Annotated in this window: 27 protein-coding genes; 8 read left to right on the top strand and 19 right to left on the bottom strand. The window is 33.5% G+C overall.

Translation table 11 applies throughout. The annotated features are described in order from the left end of the window. Positions 1-81: 81 nt before the first annotated feature. The 18 genes from BM121_RS17745 to BM121_RS17660 all read right to left on the bottom strand — a co-directional run bounded on the left by BM121_RS17745 (position 82) and on the right by BM121_RS17660 (position 13,350). Complete coding sequence (locus tag BM121_RS17745; protein ID WP_091485214.1) at positions 82-342, bottom strand: hypothetical protein; 261 nt, start codon at positions 340-342, stop codon at positions 82-84. 172 nt (positions 343-514) lie between these two features. After that, positions 515-1,006 carry a sigma-70 family RNA polymerase sigma factor gene (locus BM121_RS17740; RefSeq protein WP_091485212.1) on the bottom strand — a complete coding sequence of 164 codons (492 nt, stop codon included), beginning with the start codon at positions 1,004-1,006 and terminating at the stop codon, positions 515-517. 135 nt (positions 1,007-1,141) lie between these two features. Continuing rightward, positions 1,142-1,903, bottom strand: coding sequence for a hypothetical protein (locus BM121_RS17735; protein WP_091485210.1), 762 nt, complete (start codon positions 1,901-1,903; stop codon positions 1,142-1,144). Positions 1,904-1,985: 82 nt separating this feature from the next. Beyond that, positions 1,986-2,591 carry a hypothetical protein gene (locus BM121_RS17730; RefSeq protein WP_091485208.1) on the bottom strand — a complete coding sequence of 202 codons (606 nt, stop codon included), beginning with the start codon at positions 2,589-2,591 and terminating at the stop codon, positions 1,986-1,988. After that, on the bottom strand, positions 2,588-2,794 hold the full coding sequence (locus tag BM121_RS17725; protein ID WP_091485206.1) for an XtrA/YqaO family protein: 207 nt from the start codon (positions 2,792-2,794) through the stop codon (positions 2,588-2,590). Before BM121_RS17725 ends, BM121_RS17730 begins: the two co-directional genes overlap by 4 nt. 64 nt (positions 2,795-2,858) lie before the next feature. Beyond that, positions 2,859-3,356 carry a hypothetical protein gene (locus tag BM121_RS17720; protein WP_091485204.1) on the bottom strand — a complete coding sequence of 166 codons (498 nt, stop codon included), beginning with the start codon at positions 3,354-3,356 and terminating at the stop codon, positions 2,859-2,861. 19 nt (positions 3,357-3,375) lie between these two features. Further along, the gene (locus BM121_RS17715) at positions 3,376-4,149 is read right to left on the bottom strand and encodes a DNA-methyltransferase (protein WP_091485203.1); all 774 of its coding nucleotides are present in this window, start codon (positions 4,147-4,149) and stop codon (positions 3,376-3,378) included. A gap of 100 nt (positions 4,150-4,249) precedes the next feature. Next, a complete protein-coding gene (locus tag BM121_RS17710) occupies positions 4,250-5,062 on the bottom strand; it encodes a DNA adenine methylase (RefSeq protein ID WP_091485201.1) in 813 nt (270 codons plus the stop codon). 93 nt (positions 5,063-5,155) lie between these two features. Continuing rightward, entirely contained in the window at positions 5,156-5,581 is a 426-nt protein-coding gene (locus BM121_RS17705) for a hypothetical protein (RefSeq protein ID WP_091485199.1), read from the bottom strand. A 108-nt stretch (positions 5,582-5,689) separates the two neighbouring features. Further along, entirely contained in the window at positions 5,690-6,835 is a 1,146-nt protein-coding gene (locus BM121_RS17700) for a replication protein (RefSeq protein ID WP_091485198.1), read from the bottom strand. Between the two features lie 21 nt (positions 6,836-6,856). After that, complete coding sequence (locus BM121_RS17695) at positions 6,857-7,561, bottom strand: MBL fold metallo-hydrolase (protein WP_091485196.1); 705 nt, start codon at positions 7,559-7,561, stop codon at positions 6,857-6,859. After that, a complete protein-coding gene (locus BM121_RS17690; RefSeq protein ID WP_091485195.1) occupies positions 7,561-8,502 on the bottom strand; it encodes a recombinase RecT in 942 nt (313 codons plus the stop codon). The genes BM121_RS17695 and BM121_RS17690 overlap by 1 nt, the downstream gene beginning before the upstream one ends. Next, on the bottom strand, positions 8,503-10,479 hold the full coding sequence (locus BM121_RS17685; RefSeq protein ID WP_091485193.1) for an AAA family ATPase: 1,977 nt from the start codon (positions 10,477-10,479) through the stop codon (positions 8,503-8,505). A gap of 98 nt (positions 10,480-10,577) precedes the next feature. Beyond that, a complete protein-coding gene (locus BM121_RS17680) occupies positions 10,578-10,805 on the bottom strand; it encodes a hypothetical protein (RefSeq protein WP_091485191.1) in 228 nt (75 codons plus the stop codon). A 287-nt stretch (positions 10,806-11,092) separates the two neighbouring features. Further along, positions 11,093-11,605 (bottom strand): helix-turn-helix transcriptional regulator, encoded by a 513-nt coding sequence (locus tag BM121_RS17675; protein WP_091485190.1) that lies wholly within the window; start codon positions 11,603-11,605, stop codon positions 11,093-11,095. 69 nt (positions 11,606-11,674) lie between these two features. Next, positions 11,675-12,352, bottom strand: coding sequence for a Rha family transcriptional regulator (locus BM121_RS17670; protein ID WP_091485188.1), 678 nt, complete (start codon positions 12,350-12,352; stop codon positions 11,675-11,677). Between the two features lie 18 nt (positions 12,353-12,370). After that, on the bottom strand, positions 12,371-12,694 hold the full coding sequence (locus BM121_RS17665) for a helix-turn-helix domain-containing protein (RefSeq protein ID WP_091485187.1): 324 nt from the start codon (positions 12,692-12,694) through the stop codon (positions 12,371-12,373). Between the two features lie 467 nt (positions 12,695-13,161). Beyond that, on the bottom strand, positions 13,162-13,350 hold the full coding sequence (locus tag BM121_RS17660; RefSeq protein WP_091485185.1) for a helix-turn-helix transcriptional regulator: 189 nt from the start codon (positions 13,348-13,350) through the stop codon (positions 13,162-13,164). A gap of 172 nt (positions 13,351-13,522) precedes the next feature. On the opposite strand from BM121_RS17660, the gene BM121_RS17655 reads away from it, so the two are divergent. Together BM121_RS17655 and BM121_RS17650 are read left to right on the top strand one after the other, a co-directional pair. Then, on the top strand, positions 13,523-13,894 hold the full coding sequence (locus tag BM121_RS17655; RefSeq protein ID WP_091485184.1) for a helix-turn-helix domain-containing protein: 372 nt from the start codon (positions 13,523-13,525) through the stop codon (positions 13,892-13,894). Positions 13,895-14,099: 205 nt separating this feature from the next. After that, positions 14,100-15,194 (top strand): beta family protein, encoded by a 1,095-nt coding sequence (locus BM121_RS17650; protein WP_091485182.1) that lies wholly within the window; start codon positions 14,100-14,102, stop codon positions 15,192-15,194. Positions 15,195-15,205: 11 nt separating this feature from the next. Here the strand turns inward: BM121_RS17650 and BM121_RS17645 are convergent, their stop codons facing one another. Next, positions 15,206-16,021: a sce7726 family protein gene (locus BM121_RS17645; RefSeq protein ID WP_091485180.1), complete on the bottom strand. Its 816-nt coding sequence runs from the start codon at positions 16,019-16,021 to the stop codon at positions 15,206-15,208. Positions 16,022-16,140: 119 nt separating this feature from the next. Here BM121_RS17645 and BM121_RS17640 point away from each other — a divergent pair, with 119 nt between their 5' ends. The 6 genes from BM121_RS17640 (at position 16,141) to trhO (ending at position 21,162) form a co-directional block, all read left to right on the top strand. Further along, positions 16,141-16,455 (top strand): type II toxin-antitoxin system RelE/ParE family toxin, encoded by a 315-nt coding sequence (locus BM121_RS17640; protein WP_091485179.1) that lies wholly within the window; start codon positions 16,141-16,143, stop codon positions 16,453-16,455. 15 nt (positions 16,456-16,470) lie between these two features. After that, positions 16,471-17,541 carry a HigA family addiction module antitoxin gene (locus BM121_RS17635; protein WP_091485177.1) on the top strand — a complete coding sequence of 357 codons (1,071 nt, stop codon included), beginning with the start codon at positions 16,471-16,473 and terminating at the stop codon, positions 17,539-17,541. A 326-nt stretch (positions 17,542-17,867) separates the two neighbouring features. Then, positions 17,868-18,572 (top strand): ImmA/IrrE family metallo-endopeptidase, encoded by a 705-nt coding sequence (locus tag BM121_RS17630; RefSeq protein ID WP_091485176.1) that lies wholly within the window; start codon positions 17,868-17,870, stop codon positions 18,570-18,572. 18 nt (positions 18,573-18,590) lie between these two features. Next, complete coding sequence (locus BM121_RS22195; RefSeq protein ID WP_175495495.1) at positions 18,591-18,764, top strand: hypothetical protein; 174 nt, start codon at positions 18,591-18,593, stop codon at positions 18,762-18,764. Between the two features lie 67 nt (positions 18,765-18,831). After that, positions 18,832-20,016, top strand: coding sequence for a tyrosine-type recombinase/integrase (locus BM121_RS17625; RefSeq protein WP_091485172.1), 1,185 nt, complete (start codon positions 18,832-18,834; stop codon positions 20,014-20,016). 165 nt (positions 20,017-20,181) lie between these two features. Continuing rightward, positions 20,182-21,162 carry an oxygen-dependent tRNA uridine(34) hydroxylase TrhO gene (trhO, locus tag BM121_RS17620; RefSeq protein ID WP_091485170.1) on the top strand — a complete coding sequence of 327 codons (981 nt, stop codon included), beginning with the start codon at positions 20,182-20,184 and terminating at the stop codon, positions 21,160-21,162. Positions 21,163-21,251: the final 89 nt, after the last annotated feature.

The raw sequence follows: 21,251 nt of genomic DNA, 5'->3' as shown, positions 1-21,251 counted from the left end.
ACATCACCGCCACCTCCGACTTAATTTAAGTTTGTTTTGAGTATAAGAAAAAGCACCCTTTTAAAAGATGCTTTTAACTAATTAAAATCTTATTTTATTTATAGCTTCAGCGTCGACTTTCAATTTTTCTTCAGTAATTCTTTCTTTTTCTTCTCTTTCCGATTTCGTTTCTGTAGTAACTTTTATAACATTATTAAAATTAATTAAAACATGTTTATTTATCACAATTCTGTTTGATTTTGAATCCTTAATTTTGGAAGTAAGCTCATTATCATCTTGTTCGAACTCCTCTGTTGTCCCATCAACATAAGTGAATTTATAATAATATTTTTCTTCTTTCATCTTAACACCTCCCTCTATCAATATAAATTCGACAAAAAGGAGGATATTCCTGCATATTAGTTGTTTTTTATAGTACTTATGATATATAGTGCTCTTATATAAAAGACCGTAAGGTCTAAAAAAGATATTACGCTTGCTAGATGCGTGCTTTATCTATAACCCCTTTCACTAATTAAGAACACTGTATGACATTTGCACGACAAGAAATTTTATTTTTTGCCCTTTCTACGTATTTTTGTACAGTGCTCCGTCCAACTTTTAATTCCTCTGAGATTTCAGCATAAGACATCATATAAGCTTTATTCATAATAAAACACTGTCTTTCACGTGGCGATAACTCTGCAATTATATTAAAGATAACTCGTTTCTCTTCTTCGTCCAATTCACGTTCCTCTGGAACAATGTCAAGTGATGGAAACATATCCATGTCTGCTATTGCACGCCTTTGGTAAGTTGCCTTTTTATCTACCCCCCTTAACTTTCCTGGCTCTCTTCCTGTCGTCATCCACTCGATAGACTCTGTCATGGTTCTAATCATGCTATTAATTTTACTTCTATCTTCACGTTCCGCTAGATTAGCTGGATCCAATTCATTTTTCATTGTTGCTAAATCATGTCTACCTATTTCATATTCACGAATCAATCTATCTGCCCAGTTATTCATACTACATCGCTCCTTGGTTGCAAAAATATCGGATTTAGGCACAAAAGTTGCAACGATAAAAAAGGACACCAATCAAGAAGCTGCTTTTACAACTTTCCGATTAGTGCCCTCCAGTTGGCTGGTAGAACATTATTTTTATTTTTTCCTAAGACTGGCTTTGTACCTTCTAATTTCTAAAATCAAATTGCTCCATATACCTTGTACCAAATATGGTAAGAAAAGATATTGAAAGGATAATTCAAGGAATTTTTCTAGCTCTTTCTTTAATATAACTTCTAAATCATCTCTAATAACCTGGGGTTCCAGAAAATCTCCATTTTGATTTGTTATATCCATTTTTATTCCATTAGATTTTATTTCTTTTTCTAAGTCTTCTATAAATTCAGGATTTTCAAGTAATTCTAAGTTAAATTCCTCTTGAAAATCATTATAAACTATATCAAATATACTCTCATACAAATCTGGTTTTATAATAAAAAAACAGGCAGTAATAGTTGTTATAATACAAATTTGAATATTGATAGATAGCTTTAATTTATCTAAGTTCCCTTTATTTACAAATATAGCTAAAAATACTGGGACAAGAAAGCAGCATGAATAAATTAATTTCAATATCATCATATCACTTAGAAAATATGTATCTTGTAAAAATACAAGATTAAATGCCATAATAAATAATATAATAAAAGGCAATAGTAACAAAATAATTATATACAATAATAAATGATCATATTTGTCCAAAGTGTATATTAAAATTCTTGCTATTAAGAACGACCAAATCACAATAAAAAAAATTAAAGAGAAATTACTCTTAAAATATATTACGAAAGCCAAAGACAGTATTGCAATTATGGGAATAACAATTCTAGGTTTATTTATTAAAATCCACAATTTCATTCAATACTCTTCCCCCCCTCGTTTTTCTTTTCCCTGCATTAATGTACTTCTTACTTATAGCGTCTCCAGATAGTTGATAAAATCATTTATGGTGTTCTTTTTCTCTATCTTCGACCTGTTTTAGTAAATTCAAATAGTACTCTTCTAATTTGAAATAAGCATCCATAAAAATCCTAAAACTCTCATTAACTTCTTCTTTTAATTTGGTATCAAGTAAATTGTTTTTATTTAAATTTGATTTCTTAATTGTTGAAAATATTTTTGCGGAAGCTGTTCTTATATTTATAAAATGCCTTACTTTGTGAGATGGAAAGGTATAGTTGTCTGCTATAATATGATCGAAATGGCTATTGTATATCGATAAGTCACTTATTAACTTTGTAAACTTATCCTTATAACCATCATTTTGATTTATATAATCATAGACTTCTTTAAAATAATCTTTTAAGACAATTATAGTAAGTCTAGTATAAGAATAATTAACCAAAAACCTTTCTTCTCTTTCTTTTTTTTGTCTTTTATATGCTTCTTTATCCTGCCTTTTAGAGATGAAAAGGGTAATCAATCCCGCTAATAATGCGCCAAAGAATGCGCCAATTAAAGTACCTGCACTACTAACTATCGCATCAGGAGAAACACAATTCCAAAACCCTTCACACTTTTCCTCAAAATTTATAATATAAATCAAAATTCTTCCCCCTCATCAAACTTTACCCTCTTTACCTTCCCTTGATGTGTAATTACCTTCGTCTCACCATGATCAGGCAAATAGGTCTTTTTAGCTATTCCATTACAGTATACGACAACAAATGGCAAATTTCCTGCTTTAATTGGTATTTTTATGTTAAATTCTTTTCCTTCATCTTCAATATTCACATTTTCTAATCGCATAGAGCATGCCCCCATGTTATAATAGTTTTAGGTTTGTGAGTTGGGAGCTTGCTTCTAGCTCTTTTTATATGTTTGTTTCCGGATCCCATGTTACTTGAATAGGGGATCCTTCTTTTTTATGTTTGAGTAGCTTCTTACTTGCTTCAAACCATGAACATTTATGATAATCCTGTACACTTTTTACATATACACTCCATCTATGCTGAACCCTCTTAAATGCCTTTGATTTCGGACTGTTCTTACACTCCAGAGGAGAAATAATGTCATCTGGTATTATAATTTCTATTCCTGGATCAAGTTTCTCCTCGTCATCCTCTAGAAATTCAAATAAATCCATTTGAACCAACTGATCGAATTTTTCTTCCTCCAAGATTTCCGGTTGTTCGATCTTTTCTTGATCGTCAATGACTTCGAACCTATTACGTTGAAATGCGCCGAAATGAGCTTTTTCATTATTAAACTTTGAAACATAAAAAGTGTTAGAGCCACCAGGAAAAACAAAATATTCCTGGCCAGCTTTTAATACAGTTAAACCCGATGCATTTATACATAACCCTTTCATTTAAACCACCATTCATTTTCTAAATAAATACTGTATTTACACCTTCTAAACCTAGACTCTTTCTATTTTCATTAATTCTAACTTTTCCTTGTCTACAGTATTTTTTATCAAGTTCAAATCCAATCCAATTTCTTTTTGTATTGTCACAAGCCACTGCTGTAGTAAATGAACCCATACAATTATCTAATACAAGATTTCCTCTGTTCGTATAAGTTTTAATTAAGTATTCAAATAAAACTAAAGGTTTTTGAGTAGGGTGAAACGTTTTGCTTTCCCTAGAGTAATCCAAAATAGATCTCGGATAATTTGTATGAGTTGTCTCATACTCTTGTAATAGACTTTCATCTCCTTCTCGAAAGATTCCACCTATCTTCTTTCTCTTATTTTTTCTAATTTTCACCAAAGGAATAATACCCTGTGGATGATACGTGGGTAACTTTTTATAAAATACGCAAATATTCTCATGATTTTTCAAAGGCATTCGCTTTGCATTTTGAAAACCAGTTACATGCTTCCCTTTTTTCCATATCCATTCATAACGAAATAATCGCATATTGCTGGATATGAGTTTTGTAGTAAAGGGTTGACTAGCTGTCAATACAATAGCTCCGTTATCTTTAATAATTCTCTCGTATTGTTCCCACAAAGATTTAAAAGGAATGATCTCATCCCAACTACAATTAGTGGTCCCATACGGTAGATCACATAGAATCATATCGATAGTTTTATCTGGAATATGTTTCATCCCTTCTATACAATCCATGTTATAAATTGTGCTTGACTTAATATTCATTTTCTTTTCCCCTCTCGTCTGATATAATAAATACGCCAAGGGGAACGCAAGTTCTCTTGTCTTTTTGAGACCTGTTTTATCAGGTCTCTCTTCTTCGATATTAGATTTCCAAATCGAATATATTAATCTGCTGAACCTTCTCAGCTGCTACTGGATTAATCCACAATACTTCTTTCCTGCTTGCTCCACCCTCGGCTTTTGCTTTAACAACCTCTTTCCGCCAGCTTGTTAATAGATCGTTATACAAGTCGTGCTCATATCCCGATAAGATAACAGGTCCTGTATGAGCATTAAGTCGATCAAGTAAGATCTCATGGTCAGCGTCTGTCATTTCGTGCTTGTAACTTGTAGTGGTTCGAGTTCCTAATAAATAGGGTGGATCCGCATAAATTAAAACGTTTGGTCGGTTATACCTTTCTATCAATAGTTCTGCAGGTTGATTTTCAATTTGAACACCTTTTAATCTCTCTGCCACAACTGATATTTTATCGGGAAAACTTAGCCATTCTTTACCTGGTAATGGTCCATTGCGCTCAATCATGCTTCTCCATCCTGTTCTATGTGCTGTTTTCCCTCCACGTCCTTGCCAGAGCCTCACAATTAATCTTCTAGCGCTTTCTAAATTATCTTCTGCCTCGAGGTAGCTTTGATAGTACTCTTCTCTGCTATGTGGTGTGAATATAATAGCTTTAGCCAGCTCATCGGGACGTTCTCGAATGATTTTAAATAGATTGACAATCTCTCCATCAATATCATTTACGGTTTCTAACCTGCTACGATTCTTGGAAAATAATACTGCTCCTGAGCCAAAAAAGGGTTCAAGGTATGTTTCATGTTCTGGAAAGTAGCTAATTATCCAATTTGCCAGCGACCATTTACTTCCTGGATAATGCAAAATTCTTGGTATGTTCATTTCCTCAACTCCCACTTTAAGCTACGCTATCGAAAAGCTTGTCTACTAAACTTAAATAATCCAGTGGTATCCCGTTTCGCGATTTTAATAGACCTACAGAGTAATAAATAAAATCATCATAAGGGATTGATTTCCGTCAGCAAAGGGTTTGCCAGTCCAACTTGTTAATTCTTCTAGATAAAACGGTTCATCACATCTGGGACAGCATGGCAGCATCTTCTTTCCACGATATTGCCTTTCGAGTTTCTTTATCGTTACTAGCCACGGTTTGTAGTTTATGATCTGCTTCCGTTGCTCTAACAACTGATTTACTTCCCCTTGCAACCTATTGCCTTTCATCGCTAAATCGTACATAGCATCGTAAGGGGCAATCATAGCGCCACAATCTCGACAATGTATTTTTCTATTTCTTGTATCTATTTCAAATCGTCTATTGCTGCATTTGCATATTTTGTCCCTGCTTCTATTTATTTTTACTTGCTCAATGCTAATTACCTTTTCCGGTAGACGATCAGTCATTTCGATGCCCCCTCAGAAATTCATTTACCATCGTCTTCAAGTATTTGGTTATGATCGTAGTTTAAAATAAATCGAATCCACTTGATCAGAGTGATCATGTCATCTCCCCTAATTGTTCTGTTGTTTTAAGTATTCTTCTAGCATTCGATCAGCTTCCTCGGCAGTGCGCTTTCGCTCTTCTTCTGAAGATTGTTGACCTTTCCGTTCCTGTTCTTTTTTGCGTTGCTCTTCTTTCTGCTTGATGTACCAATCCGGCGTTATGTCTTTCTTGTTGGATCCGTAATTCTTCGGCTGATATGTTCGCCTTTTGCGAATTTCCTTGAACTGTTTTTCGTAAAGACGAGCATCGTCTAATGTCTTTACACCTGCTTCTTGCCAGTTGAATAGTACGCTTTCCACAAATTTAACCCCTTGCACCTCTGCTTTCGCTGATAGTTTCATAGCAGCAAGTAATAGGTCGTAGCCAAATTCTCCATACCATTGTTCGATTAGTTCGTAATTAAAAGTGGACTCACTAACATTTTTTTGTAAATTTTGTTGATAGAATTTCATAACTTCCGCAAAATAATTATCTCTGTTACTACTACTACATTCTTTTATGTCTTTAATAATTAATGTCTTTAATAATGTCTTTAGAGAGCTGGAATCGCTTATCACTATTGACTTCCCATCGTCTGACGGTTGGTATTTTACTAACTTCATAGTTAGTGTTTTACTAACTGTTTTACTTATAAATGTTAGTGTTTTACTAACCGAACTTTTGTTTGTAGTTGGTATTTTACTAACTTTTTGGTCTTTTTCGGTTAGTGAATTACTAACTTTTTTCCGGTTTTTTGTTAGTGTTTTACTAACTTTTTCATTATCAGAAGTTAGTGTTTCACCAACTTTTTTTCTGTTTAGGTTGAGGTGAATAAGGTCTTTAAATTTATCCCCATCCCAATTTTTGTTAGGTGATACCTGCCAAAGATGATAGTCTTTGTTGATGCTGAAAGTCATCGATTCTTCATCCCACTCTAAAACCGAGCATTCCCTCAGAAACTTCAACTCTTTTTTTATGTCATTCTTGTAAACGCCTGCTATCTCAAACTGATTAAACCTATTAACTATGCAATCTTTCTGTCCTGTTCCATAAGACAACCTCCAAATGAATAAAATTAAGTTCATTTGTCTCTTGCTAAAATCACGTCTTAATATTTCATTCCAAAGGTCATTCGCTATCCTGATGTAACCTTTCTCAACCTGGGGACTTGCCACCTTATCACCTCCACCTCTGTGTCACGCTATATAAACTACTTTGCCTGTCAGTTGTTGAATCTCACGCTTAAAAAGTGCTTCATCACTATTACTGTCTGATAAATGCAGCAAGTGTATCTCTTGGACTCTACTTAAATCATTTGCTTTTAAAAATTCTTTGACGTTCTCTAAGCTAAAATGCGACCTCAGGAGACGCTTTCGCATCACTTTAGGTGTTATACCTTCTTCAATGTTCCTATCTAGGATTTCTTTACTGTAATTGCACTCTATTAGCATGTGTGAGACGTTTTTAAACTTGTACTTGATGTAATAGGTGTCTGTTGCGAATAATAGCTTATCTCCGGCTTTATTTGCTAATAAGAATCCTAATGGTTCTGATACATCGTGCTGTGCATCAAATGGCATTATTGTCCATGTTCCGATCGTGAATGGTTCATGAGATTTAACTGGATGCCCTCTATGATGTCCGTCTAGTAATAATGCATCCCAAGTGCCATCACTGGCATAACAATCAATACCTGCTCTCAAAACGTCTTTTAATCCTTTGCAATGATCACCATGCTCATGTGTGATTAAGCATCCTGCTAAATTGCTAGTGTTAAAGTCCAAAGCTTTTCTGATCTCTCGAAAATTTATTCCTGCTTCCAGTACTAAGGGAGTGTTACCGTCCGTGACGTAGTAGCAGTTTCCCTTTGAACTAGAAGCTAATGTTTTGATAGCTATCATTAGAAACCTGGTCCTTCATCTTGAGTTTGTTTATCTAAATCTTGTGCTGCTTGCTCGAATTCATTTTGTGGTTCTGTTGGTGTTTCTTGCTCTTTTTCCTGTTGTGGTGGTGAATCCTCTTCTACCTCGTTGTACTCTACATCTATAAACTCTTTATTAGCATTTTCGCTAACTTCTTGCTGTGCTTGCGCTTCTTCTATTTTTTCATCTTGTTGCATAAAGTGATCAATTACTAGACTACTATCATCACTAGAATTCAAGAATTTCTTACAAGCGCGATTAATGACGGTTTTCTTTGCCATTTCTTGTTTGAAATTATCATGCGTGCTTCCTTTTTTCTCTTTTGTTTGCTCTTTTCCCCACATTTGAGATTGTGACCAGGCCTGGCGAAGTTCATCAATCGTCATTAGTTCCGTGTAAACATCATCATGGCCAAGATCTATGACACAATAAGCACCTATGATGTTTTCTTTGTTCAAGTTTCCAAATTTTTGTTTGTGCGTTAAATTCTTAATTCGACCGTTTACCATCTCGTAATCTACATCATCACCCTCATAAATAACGGATGCGTTTATACTTTTTGCGCCTGTTACTCGTTTTGTTACGGCCATTGTTCCGAAGTATGAGCGCTGAAACGTTAATGATTTTCCGTATGCAATAAAATACCCTTGGTTCTTAGCTGGATTGAGTCCTTGCACTACCATGTTTAAAAGGCTGTTTGCAATACTATCTTTTGTACAGTGTTCTAGAATTGGAACGTATGAATTACCATTTTTCGCTTTCACTTCTTGCAGTTTTAACCATGCTGATTTCATTGCGTTTTCAGGTGAATAGTGAGCAGGGAAATGAAGTTCCCCTGCTTCTTGAAACTGTTTTACTTTTGATGCGACAACATCGACTGTATCTTTTTTCACCAATGCCAATTCGTTATTATTAGCCAATTAAACCAACTCCATTTCTTCTGAATTTTCGATTCGTAATACTGCATCATTTTTAGAAGCGAACAATTTAATAACTTGTGCGTTTATATCAGCAAAGAAGTGTGTGACTTGCTCTGCATTGTCAATAAAGATTGGTGCTTGTACTTCATAATGCTTGGATAATGTTTCAATGATATCTAGGCCAATATTAATAATCGCCCCATCGTTCATGTCTTTATAAGGAACACCTTTAAAAGTGGTATCGCATATTTCTTCTAAACCACCATTAATGTTCTGTTTGAATAGATTAAATCGAGCATGTTTGAATTTGCTGTTGATCTTTTCTTCCAGAAGATCGACTTTGGTGCGAATAAATTCTTCTGTTAGGTGTAATTGTTCTTCTTGCTTTTCAAATTCTGCAGCAAGTTCTTCCTCTTGCTTTTCCAGTTCAGCAATACGGTTATTAGACTGTTCAAATTGCTTAATCATGCTTAAATCTAATTGCAAGGCTGACTGTTTCTCTTTTAATTCGCTCATTGCTTGTCTTACTTTATTGATAGAATCTTCAACGTTACTCTCTATATTATTTATCTCACTGTTTAAGCGAGCTTTTTCAGCTATTAATTCCTGGTAGTCTTTATTCTCGCTTAATGGCTTCACGTTGCTTTCTGCATCTTCAATTTCATGTTGTAATTTCTCGCAAGCTTTCCTTTTCTCTTCTAGCTGCTCATTGTATTTGTTGATGTCATTTAACAGTGATTCGTTCTCTTGCTTTAATGATTCAACCTTTTGTTTAGCTTGTAATCCATCTTCTTTCACAGCTTCAAGATAGTTTGATTTAGCAGTATTAAATTGTTTCTCTGCTTTTTCTCTCGTTGCTTGTACTTGTTCTTCTGGTAACTCTTGTTCACAAGTAGGGCAAACGCAATTATCTTCGTGAGTATACTCTTCTTTGTTTTTCGCGGTCCATTTGTCTCTTAGAATGGCCATATCTTTGGTAAAGGTTTCAATATTACGATCGTTCATTTCTTTGCGTTGCTCGTTATTCTTAACTTTTGATTCAATGATGCTTGCGTTTGATCGTTCTTCCTGTAGCTTGGCTTGCAGACGATAAATGACTTGTTGGTTATCCTGTTCATGCTGATTCTTTACTTTAGATATCTTTAAATCGACATCGCTGATATGTGCCTTTAATTGGTTCGCTTCACTACCATTTTTAATATCATTTATTTCATTGTTCTTCGCTTCGATTTCATTGTTTATATCTTCTAAGCGAGTGTTTATATTTGATTCATCTAATCCGTCTGTATCTGGCTTATTTCGATTGATTTCGTCGATTCGTACTGGTATGCGTTCTAGTTCTTGATTGATTTCTTTTCGTTTAGCAGCAATGATCTTTTTTAAATCCTCAACATCTTTTCCGTCCAAAATGTCAGTTAAATTCGATAAACTTCTGTTAGAGCGAATAACCTCTTCGTCTGATACGTCACCGGCAATGTCTAACAGTGTTTTTCGTCGATCTTTCCAGTGCAATTGTTCGTTAAAATAGCTAGGCGATGTTAATAGTTTGAATATTTCTTCATCTACTATCTCTGCAACTTTATCTGTGAATTCTTTCTTCTTGCTAGGTACGCAGTCGATGTAATAATCAGTTGTGTGTCCAGTAAATTCTTTTCTAACGGAACCTCTTTTCTTAGTCCATTTTTCAGCAAATACTTTCTTGAGCGATAAATCTTGACCATCTATTAAAAATGTTGCTTCTACTTCATGATTAAGGTTGTGCTGCACCTCACCATTTACCAATGTTTTTATACCGAAATCCTTCTGGTTGTGGCTGTTTTTATCGAATAATAACCAGATAAATGCATCAAATATAGAGGTTTTACCTACTTCATTTTTACCGAATACCGTTTTGTTTTCACCTTCTGCATTCAACTCAAATGCTTTAATACCTTTAAAGTTCACTAAATTTAACTCCATCAACTTCATTTGTTTCATTGATTAAACCCTCCTAATATTGATAATATAGAGGTATTCGCTTATAATGGGGCTAACACTATTTAGCGAATACCTAATGATCAGCTATGCCGAGCTGGTCATTTTTCTTTTACTTCCGATTCTGCTTTTACTCGTACCGCTCCAAAAAACTGAAGCAACTCTTTCTCGTCATCCGTTGTTGCATTTACAAGCCAAAATTCTTCTTCATAAATGTAAATTTCATCACCGGCATAGACTTCATTTCCTTTGTAATCTGTACCATAAATATTAGTTTTTTTTGTTGTGTTGTCTGTTTTGCTAGTTTGATAAACTTCGGGAAATTCCACTTAACTCATCTCCTTCAATTGATTAATTGCAACCAAGCCACTTAATAAGGCATACCTCTGTTTCTTGGTTAGTGCTTTCCATGTTCCTGCTGTCATTCTCAATATTACTCACTCCCATCTGACTTACCACAGACAATGCACCGTTTTGTAAAGATACTGTACCTGTGTTTCTTTCTTAACTTACAATCAATTAAGTATCTAATGAACTTCATTAGATCACCTCCTACAGCGCGTAGAGAAATCAGTAAACCATCAAGACAAAAACAATAGAAATAAGGTGCCATACTTCATGATATCCATCCTTGCGATTTCCAATATGGAATCCTTTTTTTACTGATTGTTTTCAGTGATAGGTGGTATTCCTTGGCTAAAATTGCTTTCAAGTTTGTTACTGCAAGTTCGGCATCTAGTAATTCAGCTATAACATTTTCTATTCGATCTAACTCTTCTAACTCCGTCTCATCAGGTTTCTTGACAAAACTTACATCATTTAATATTTTGACTGCTTCTTGCACCTCAGTAATCGCAAGTTCTTCTAAAGCTAATCGATGCCACTCGACTGCATTACCATTTAATCTAGGAGCTGTATATCCGTCCGAGAACTCTCGAATGACTTCCATTGCATAAACTGGATCGTCATACTGCTTTAAAGTCCTCTGTGCGAAATCTTCCTGGACGGCTCTTTTATTCGTTTCGATCAATGCGATCAAGGAAGAACTAACATGCATTTCTTCAGCGAAATCTTTTTGCGTTAAACCCTCATCGTCTCTAAATCTTTTTATTAATTCTCCTAATTTCATAATGTTCTCCTTTGTAATAATGTTTTATAGAAACCTTACAAATAGATTTTGTAAGGTAAAGTTAGGGAGTTAAGATACTTTTCTCGGCACCCAATTCTCGATGTAGTTCAGAGCAGTTTGCAGGTCTTTTCGTTTAACGTCTTTATAACTGGAAACGCCAAATCTATCTTTAATTTCCCTATATAATTCACGGAACAGTCTGCTAGCTTCGCTTCTATCTCCTGTGAATTGGTATACCCTATGAGCAACACCTTTTTGAAACCGGCGTTGTTCACCGTGATCAAGGGTAATCTGTTCATCCATTTTCGATTTGAGTGTTGATAGCTTTAGCTGCTGATCGTTTACTACTTTTTGTAGTTGATCCTGACGTTCAGCAGTTTCAACTGTCATCTTTAAGGATTGGATAAATGCTGTTCGGTCATCTAATACTTTTACATTGTTTTGTAATTGCTCTCGCATTTTGTGGAACTCTGCAATGTATTTTTCTTTGAAATGTTGAGCTTGTGAACCGGTGTAACCCATGACCAATAATGTAAATGCTTGCTCAGTTAAGATAAATTTTGGATATGATCTACCTTGAGTATTGATATAGCTTGACTCGGCAAAATTGCCGACCCGAAATTCTTGGCTACATTCTAATTCTCGAATGTCTCTCATTACTCGTGCGTGTTCTTTTTGGAATGTTTCTGCGATTGTTAAACTGTCTGTAACAATCTGTTCATTTTGGATAAATACTAATTGTTGCATTTAGTGCACCTCCAAAAATTATTTAATGATGCTTAATCTAGTAGTTTGCTGTTCAATAACTTCGATGTTTTTATGGATCCATTCTTTTACCTGATCACGAGGATATAGAACCCTTTCACCGACGTGAATCTTCGGGAAGTCCTCCCGGTGCAAGATGTGATTATTTAAACTCTGAGCACTAACGTTAAAAATATGCTCGGCCAATTCTCGCTTGCTTAAAAGAAACGGTAACTCGTTTTCTTGCTTGTGATCTTCAGTGATGTCTGATACTACATCATAAAGGAGATCATATAATTCCTTTTTTATAGCATCTGGATCAACTTTCATGTTTATTTCAAGCATTGTGTACCTCCTTGTTATTCCACCCCAATCTAGTAAACTAGTACTAGAAAGGAGGTAACCATGATGAGAAATTTGAAAGAAAAACTGAAAATAAAGACCTTGAATATGTTCAAAAACATGTTGAATTAGGTTGAAAACGAATTTCAACATTTAATCTAGGAAATGAAGTCTATTTCGTTAATCTAATTTGGGACAGTGATGACAATCCTATTTATCCGCCTGAATCCCAATTAGGTAAAAATCGGTAGAGTTTGTACAACCCATATTTTTTATAACTTGAGGCTCAAACAATACTCCTATATTGTCTTGAGCCTTCATCTTTTCGTAATGTTGAATATCGTTAGTAAGGACCAAACTTTTCAGATTCACTCGACCAAAATCAACAGTAACTTTTTGTTTTTGTCCATTCTTATCTGAGATTCAGATCACCTCCTTAGATTTATTCTGTTCGTTTTGTGCGACATCATTTATAAAAAAATATCTCTTGGATCTTTGTTAAAAAAATGACCAATTTTTATAACCATCTCTCCAGTTGTATTTGATCCATTTTCAATTGAAATGATGGTGTGCCTTGAAACTTTTAACTCGTCCGCTAATTGCTGTTGGGTTAAATTAAAACCTTGACTACGTCTTAAGAATTTTAAATTATTTTTCATTAAATCACCTCGCTTTCTCTGTCGCACATTGTTTACATTTTTCATTGTAGTACACTGTTTACTAATTGTCAACTATGTTCAACAGGTTTTTTTTGCTTTTTTATTTATTGATTGTAAAATAAAGATTACAATATGTAGTACATACTATACTTTTTTGAAAGTTGGAGTGATAATGAACGAGCTTGGGGAATTATTGAAAGAACTAAGAGGTAAGAAATCTTTAAGGGAAGTAGCTAAAGATACCGGCCTGAGTCATTCCTACATATCAGATATTGAAAAGGGATTCCGTAGAGACACCAAAACTCCTTTAAAACCGTCCCCAGAAACTCTAAAAAGACTCTCTGATTCTTATGACTATCCTTATGAGTCATTACTAGAAAAGGCGGGATATATAGATAAAAAGCCAGAATCTGAATCTGTTGAAGGCTTCTTCGGTTACGATCTAGATTCCTTAACAGAAGAGGAAAAGAAAGAATTAAAAGATCAGCTTAAAAAAGAAGTTGAGTTTTTCTTGTGGCAGAAAAATAATAAAAAAAAACCATGATCAATTATCATTATAATACATTGTTAAATTAACATTATTAATTCAGTTCGTTTAATAATGTTAATTATTTATCATCTATTTAGGTATTTTGTATGAAAAACTTTATTACCAGAAGCGTTTATACGCTTTTTATTTTTAATTGTTAGGGAAAAATTTGTCTTTTTATGAATGTTTATACATATTATATTATGCAAGGAGGAGTACTATGTATGTACCTATTATGAAAAATCTAGCACAAGAAATAAAAGTAACTAAGGATCTGAATCAACATTTCGGCGAATCTATAATGCCTTTATTTGAACTAATAACAGAAAAATATAACGATAGATTTAAGATTGATCCAAAAACCGGAGACCCTGTTAAAACACTAAAACCTGGAAACAAGATAAAAACCAAAGTAAAACTACCAAATAAACCTGAAGATATTAAAACATTAGATGAAATTGTAACTAATCTTCAAGGAAAAAGAGCTTTTATAGATTTTTTTAGGCATCAACCAAATGAATATAAAAATGTAAAAGTTAGTGATGTGCAGTTATCATTTAGTTTAAGTAGGGATTATAGTTACTATAGGGATAGGATGTTAGAAATTAAGGACTACGAAAATCTAATACCTACTATTTCAATAAAAGATGGTTTTAAAATGAGTATTACTGATCTTAATTCATTTATTACTGAACTTAAAAAAAACAATTCATGTATAGCTCTGAGAATTACAGATAATTATTTAGAAGATTACATTGAAGAAATTGCAAAGTTATCACACCATGATTTTATAATGTTGGATATAAGAGAGCAAAACGCTGAAGCAAAATTTATAGAGCTACAAGAATTTCAAGAAATTGAAACAAATGCTAAAAAAATTTTATTAAATTCCCCTCGACCTAGGAAAAAATATAACTCAGAATTTAATAACTTAGAATTTACACGAATTATTGATAATATTGTTGCAACTGAATACAGGCAATATAAACTAAATGGTTTTGGTGACTTTGGAGGATTAAAAGATCGATTACCAAGTCCCGGTGGTGGAAATAATGGTTCAGCTCTAGCATTAATTTTCCTTAAGGATAAAAATAAGTTTTTTTCAATTGTTAATGAAGATAAAACTTTGGGAGTAACTGGTTATCCATATGTAGTACAAGAAGTATTAAATAACGTCTCATTATTAGATAAAACAAATACTTGTCCAATAATAAAAGCCATTAGAGATAATGCAAAAAAAGGCTCATTTGGTGGTTGGCCCAGTTGGATATATTATACTTTAGCAAGATATATTCATCAGCAAGCAACAAAATAGTATACCTGTAATTACTGGTATACTATTTCTGGTGATAGTAAATTTTTATAAAACCATTGATAATCTATCTCCAAGATATCGGATTTGTTTTCTAAAAGAAATTCCCATTTTTTTAAGTATTTATTCTTTAAACATAATTTAAATATTTTATTTATTTCTTTGTTTGTGTTTGAATTAATGATCATCTCTATCATTGAATCTTTATCAATATCATATTTACATTTAAAATAAACTTGTAAATCTTTTTTTGTTAATGATGATAATTGACTGTATGAAGAGATTTGACTAGATTTAATTGCACTTCTTTTTTTCTTGAAAATGTATCTCCCAGTTTTAGTCGAATAATATGTGTAAATACCGCACTCTTTTGGTATTTTATCAATCATCTTGTCAATATTGCTTTCTGAGCAAATTAAGTATACTTTTTCAAAAGTTTTAAAATAATCCTCCATTTGGTGCTCTAATCTTACAGATGTATCTAACTCTGTTTTAATTTCAAAAGCAGTACTAATGCCGTTTATTTTACATAAATCGAGTCTACTATTACCTACTTTTAACTCAAAGACTGTCACATGATTAGTTGATTTTAAAAGTACATTATTTATAAATGTAGATTTTATAGATGTCTCATTTGGGTAATAACGTAACAGAAATTCATTAATAAATACCCTTGGAGTTATATTGTTTTCTTTAAAGTAATCAGGTTCTATATTTCCATTAAAGGTATTAATTATTCTGTCCTCAACATTTTCATTGCTTAAGACCGTTGAATAATTTTCAAATAATAATTGACCATATTCAAAACAATCAATTTTTTTACTAATCATTTACCGAACACTCCTATCTATATAAATTATACATTCACTAAATCAATTAGTCTACACCTACAAAATTGACCTACGGGGTTAATTTTGGTAAAATATTCTTATAAAGAAGGAGGAACCATATGAATATTCTATACTCCTCTAGAAAGTTGGAGAAAATACTTAATAATCCAAGACTTATAAAAAAACAATACAATAAATTATACGATAAACTATCGATAAGACTGTCTGAATTAAGAGCAGCTAATTCACTTGAGGATATTTCATGTGATCCTCCCCCCCGCAGGCATAAACTTAAAGGCACTTTTAGTGATTGTTGGGGAATAAATGTTTCTAAAAATTATCGTATTATCATCCAACCTCATGGTGAATATAATGAAAATGACCTTAAAACAATAAATGAAATCCTAATAAAAGATATTGAGGATTATCATTAGAAAGGAGGGGTGGTATTGAGTAATGAGTTTATAGTACCTACTGGCTTTGTAATAAAAGACTATTTGGATGAACTTGAGATAAGCCAAAAAGACCTTGCAAAAAGAATGGGCATAAGCGAGAAACACATATCCAACCTTTTAAATGGTAAGAGTAGGTTAACTGAAGATTTTGCAATTCGATTGGAAAAAATCATACACTCTGTACCCGCTTCATATTGGTTAAATTATGAGAGCAAATATAGAGAATATAAAGCTAGAAACGACCTTGCTAATGAGTTTGACGAAGCTACATTAAAAACATTCGATAAGAGGTTTAATTTCTCAAAAATATTTTCTGGATTAGACCTTGATCTAAAAGAACAAGCAAATGAAATGCTTAAGTTGCTGAGATTAAGTAACTTTGAACAATTTGATAAGGTATATTCTAATTTAGACGTTGATTTTATGGAAGATGGCGGTGAAAAAGAAGCAATTGCAATTTGGCTAAATTTAGCTAGGGAAGAAGTCGAAATTCAGAATAACGATTTAACTAATAAAAGATACGACAAAGAGAAATTAGAGAAATCATTATCTAAATTTAAAAAACTTGCTCTTAACACAGATTATGAAAGTTCTATAAAGAGTGCAAGGAAATTACTCAACAGGTTAGGGATATATCTGGTGTTTTGCGATGCTGTAGTTAATAGTAAAGTGAGAGGTGCGCTAACAAGTTATAAAAAACACCCATCTATCTTCTTAAGTGGTCGGTTTAAATCCCATGATCATGTCTGGTTTGCTCTAATTCATGAAATTGGACATTTATTACTTCACTATATACCTGAAGAATCACTAATAACCTTGGAACATGATTTAGAATTCCAAGAAGTTTCTCACAAGGAAAAAGAAGCAAATAAATTTGCAAGAGACTTCTTTATCCACCCTGATGATTATAAGGATTTTGTTAGCACACAAGAATTTGATAAAAAAAATATAGAACAGTTTGCCAAAAGTCAGGATATACTTCCTGGCATAGTTGTAGCTAGGCTTCAACATGACGGTTATTTACTTTATGATCAGTTAAACTTTTTAAAACAATATAACTCATAGAATTATGATGGAAATAAGCAGGCATGGATTTTACTTATCAAGTAAATTCATGCTTTTTTTATTGACAAATGAGCGTTGTTATCACCCTTGGTATAAGTATGATATTTACTATAACAAAGAATGAAATCAGTATTGTATATATAACATTCATGTAAATGTGAACATCATTTCTTCTTGCAAAATAGAACAAATGTTCTATAATGGGTATATGCATTACTCATTTATTACCATTTTTGGATTACAATCTGTAATCTACCTTTAGCCAGGATAAGGCTTTTTTATTCATCTTTAAAACGAACGAATATTCGCAAAAGGGGCTGGATAGTATGGATTACATGCCAACTAACTTAGAAATGGAAATTGAAAAGGAACTAAAAAGATTGCATGTCAGATCACCATTGCAATTGCTAGATGTAGAAACTATAGCTGATGAATATAACATCTTATTAAAGGCGCATAAAGGACCTTCAATATCTGGTATCTTCTCTGGCATAAAGATTATCAAAATAGACTCACGATTGCATTCTTTTTTACAAAGGCAGCAATTTTTTCATGAACTTGGCCATGTTCTTCATCACTATGGTGATCAACAAGAATTACCTGAATCATTTAAAGATCTACAGGAATATAGAGCACGCAATTTTGCTTTTCACTTTGCAGTACCTACCTTTATGCTTCATAAAATTGATTTTTTAAAGTATCGTTCAGAAACCGTTGATATGATTGCTAATACTTTTCAAGTAACGATAGATTTTGCAAACGAGCGATTGAAGCATTATGAGAACCAAGTTAACGGAGCTCTCTTCCAAAAAGAATTTGAAAAGTTGGTATCGCTCCCACCAGTAGTCAATGAAGAACCTAAAACCATAGATATTTATGGAGATCTTCCCTTTTGGGAACAACCTGACTTTAAGACTTTCATAGAAGGCTTGCGTAAAACAGGCTTCAGAGAAGAAGAGATTCGCAATATTGTTAATCAGATTAAACGAAAAGAAGCTAATGCACAGTCTCATCATATTATTACTTACTAATAGCCTGGAGGGATTGAGATGAGTTTAGATGATGCAATTCGTGAACTAGAAAGATTAATAGCTATTTATTACTTAGGTAACAACTACGTCAGTGACAGTGTTGAATTTTCCAGAGAAGAGTCGAGATTAATTATGCGTTCTATTATGCAGGCACTCGAGATAGCTGAAATGATAAAAGATAAGAAATTGTAATCATTCACTGATGTCTTATTACAAACAATATCCTTACTATTAAAATAGAGGAGGTGTGTAAATCGATATGGCTTATGTAGGAAAGCGAGGGACCTCATGGGGATATGTAGTTGATATTGGTATAAACCCTAAGACTGGTAAGCGAAAACAAAAAGCTAAGAGTGGGTTTAAAACAAAAAAGGCAGCGCAACTTGCTGCAGCTAAAGTGGAAAAAGAAATACATGAAGGAACTTTTGTTCAAGAGTCTACTATTACATTTCGAGAATATATAGATCAATGGTTTCCTCGATATTCCAAATTAGTGCAACCAGGAACTTCAGACAGTAGGCGTACATCGATTAAAAAATTAAACGAGTACTTTGCTCACTACCCTTTGAAAAAGATTAAAAAAAATATGTATATGGAAATGTTACACGACTTACATGATAATGGCTATTCTGAGAATTCAATAAAATCCATCCATTCTACAGCTCGATTAATTTTTAAATCTGCGCTTGAAGATACGATAAGATTAGATCCTACTGATAATATGGATTTTAGATTCTTGAAGAAGAAAAAAGTTGTGGAGGATAAATTAAACGTAGATGAGAACTTTCTTGAAAAAGAAGAATTGGCAATGTTTCTGCAAATAGCAAAGCGTCAAAAGTTTCCTCAAGACTTTGCTGTTTATTCTGTTCTTGCATACACTGGTTTAAGACGAGGAGAGCTCTGTGTTCTAAAGTGGGATGATATTGATTTTGCAACAAAGACTTTGTCGATAACAAAAACCTATTACAGTGAATCAAAAAGGATTGATGATTTTTCTTTGGTACCACCTAAAACGAGGGGGTCTATCCGTGTGATTGATGTGGATGATTTTGTGATCGATACATTGAAAGAACACAAGTCATGGCAGAATGAATTTATAATGAAAAATAGAAAAACCTATACCGATTATAATTTTGCCTTTATTAATACTAGTAAGTATCCTGGGTTCCCTATGCACCCTCACTATATTTATGATCATATGAAAAAAATATTAAAGAAGATGGAGCACCCTAAAAAACTGGCACCCCATTCTCTAAGACATACACACGCTTCCTTATGCATCGAAGCAGAAATCGAACTAAGAGACATAGCTGAAAGGTTGGGTCATGACGATATGAAGACATTAAATAAAATTTACGCTCATACGACCAAAGGTCAGAAGCAAAAGACATCAGCTCGGTTCAGTAATTTAATGAAGGAAGTAAGAGAAAAAATCAGTTTTTAAATTAAATGTTAGCAAAATGTTAGCATTTGCATAATTCAAGTTAATAAGACTATATTGAGTATGCAAAAAAAACGTGATAAAATAAGGACTTGCAAGATTATAAAAGTACAAACCAACCTAAAAACATTTATATCTTGCAAATATGAATTGATAGGTGGTAGTAAAATGGAAAATAAAGAAAAGTATCAAGTATTGTTGTATTATAAGTTTGTCACAATCGAAGACCCAGAAATATTTGCGCAGGAACACTTGGAATTCTGTAAAGACCTTGGATTAAAAGGACGAATTCTTGTAGCAGAAGAAGGTATTAATGGTACAGTTTCTGGCACAGTGGAACAAACAAACAAGTATATGGAAGCAATGCAAAGTGATCCTAAATTTAGTGACATGATGTTTAAAATTGATGAAGCGGATGGACATACATTCAAGAAAATGCACTGCCGCTATCGTCCAGAGCTAGTAACACTTCGCTTAGGTGAGGAAAATGTGGATCCACGCGAAAAGAATGCCGATTTCTTGAATCCTAAAGAATTTTATGAAGCAATGCAAGATGAAAACACTGTTATTCTAGATACTAGAAATGATTATGAATATGAACTAGGTCATTTCCGCGGTGCGATTAATCCTGACATTGATAATTTCCGTGACTTGCCGGAATGGATTGAAAACAATCGTGAAATTTTAGAAGGTAAGAAAGTACTAATGTATTGTACGGGCGGCATTCGTTGCGAAAAATTTGGTGGTTGGATGAAAGAAAAAGGATTCAATGATGTCGGACAACTTCACGGTGGTATTGTCACTTATGGGAAAGATCCTGAAGTACAAGGTGAACTATGGGACGGACAACTTTACGTATTTGATGAGCGTATCTCTGTTCCAGTGAACCGCAAAGACCATGTTGTAGTAGGTCGTGAGTACTTTGACGGCGAGCCTTGTGAACGTTATGCAAATTGTGCCAATCCTGAGTGTAATAAACAAATTTTATGCTCAGAAGAGAATGAACATAAATATATGCGTGGATGTACACACGAGTGCCGTGTTCACCCTCGCAATCTATATATTAAAGAACACAATCTTTCTGAAGAAGAAATCCAGGCAAGGTTGGATCGTATCGCTGAAGAAGACGGTGTAATGCAAGAATTTTAATGAATCACGAGGTATATGCCTCGTGTTTTTTTGTTTTTTAATTCAGCTGTGAGCTGTTCCTCGTAGTTGTCGGACGAATATGCTATCCT

It is taken from the genome of Gracilibacillus orientalis (genome assembly GCF_900114645.1).
GTDB classification, from domain to species: Bacteria; Bacillota; Bacilli; order Bacillales; family Amphibacillaceae; genus Gracilibacillus; species Gracilibacillus orientalis.
Note: the sequence above shows the minus strand (reverse complement) of the source record. Positions and strands in the feature narration are given on the sequence as shown.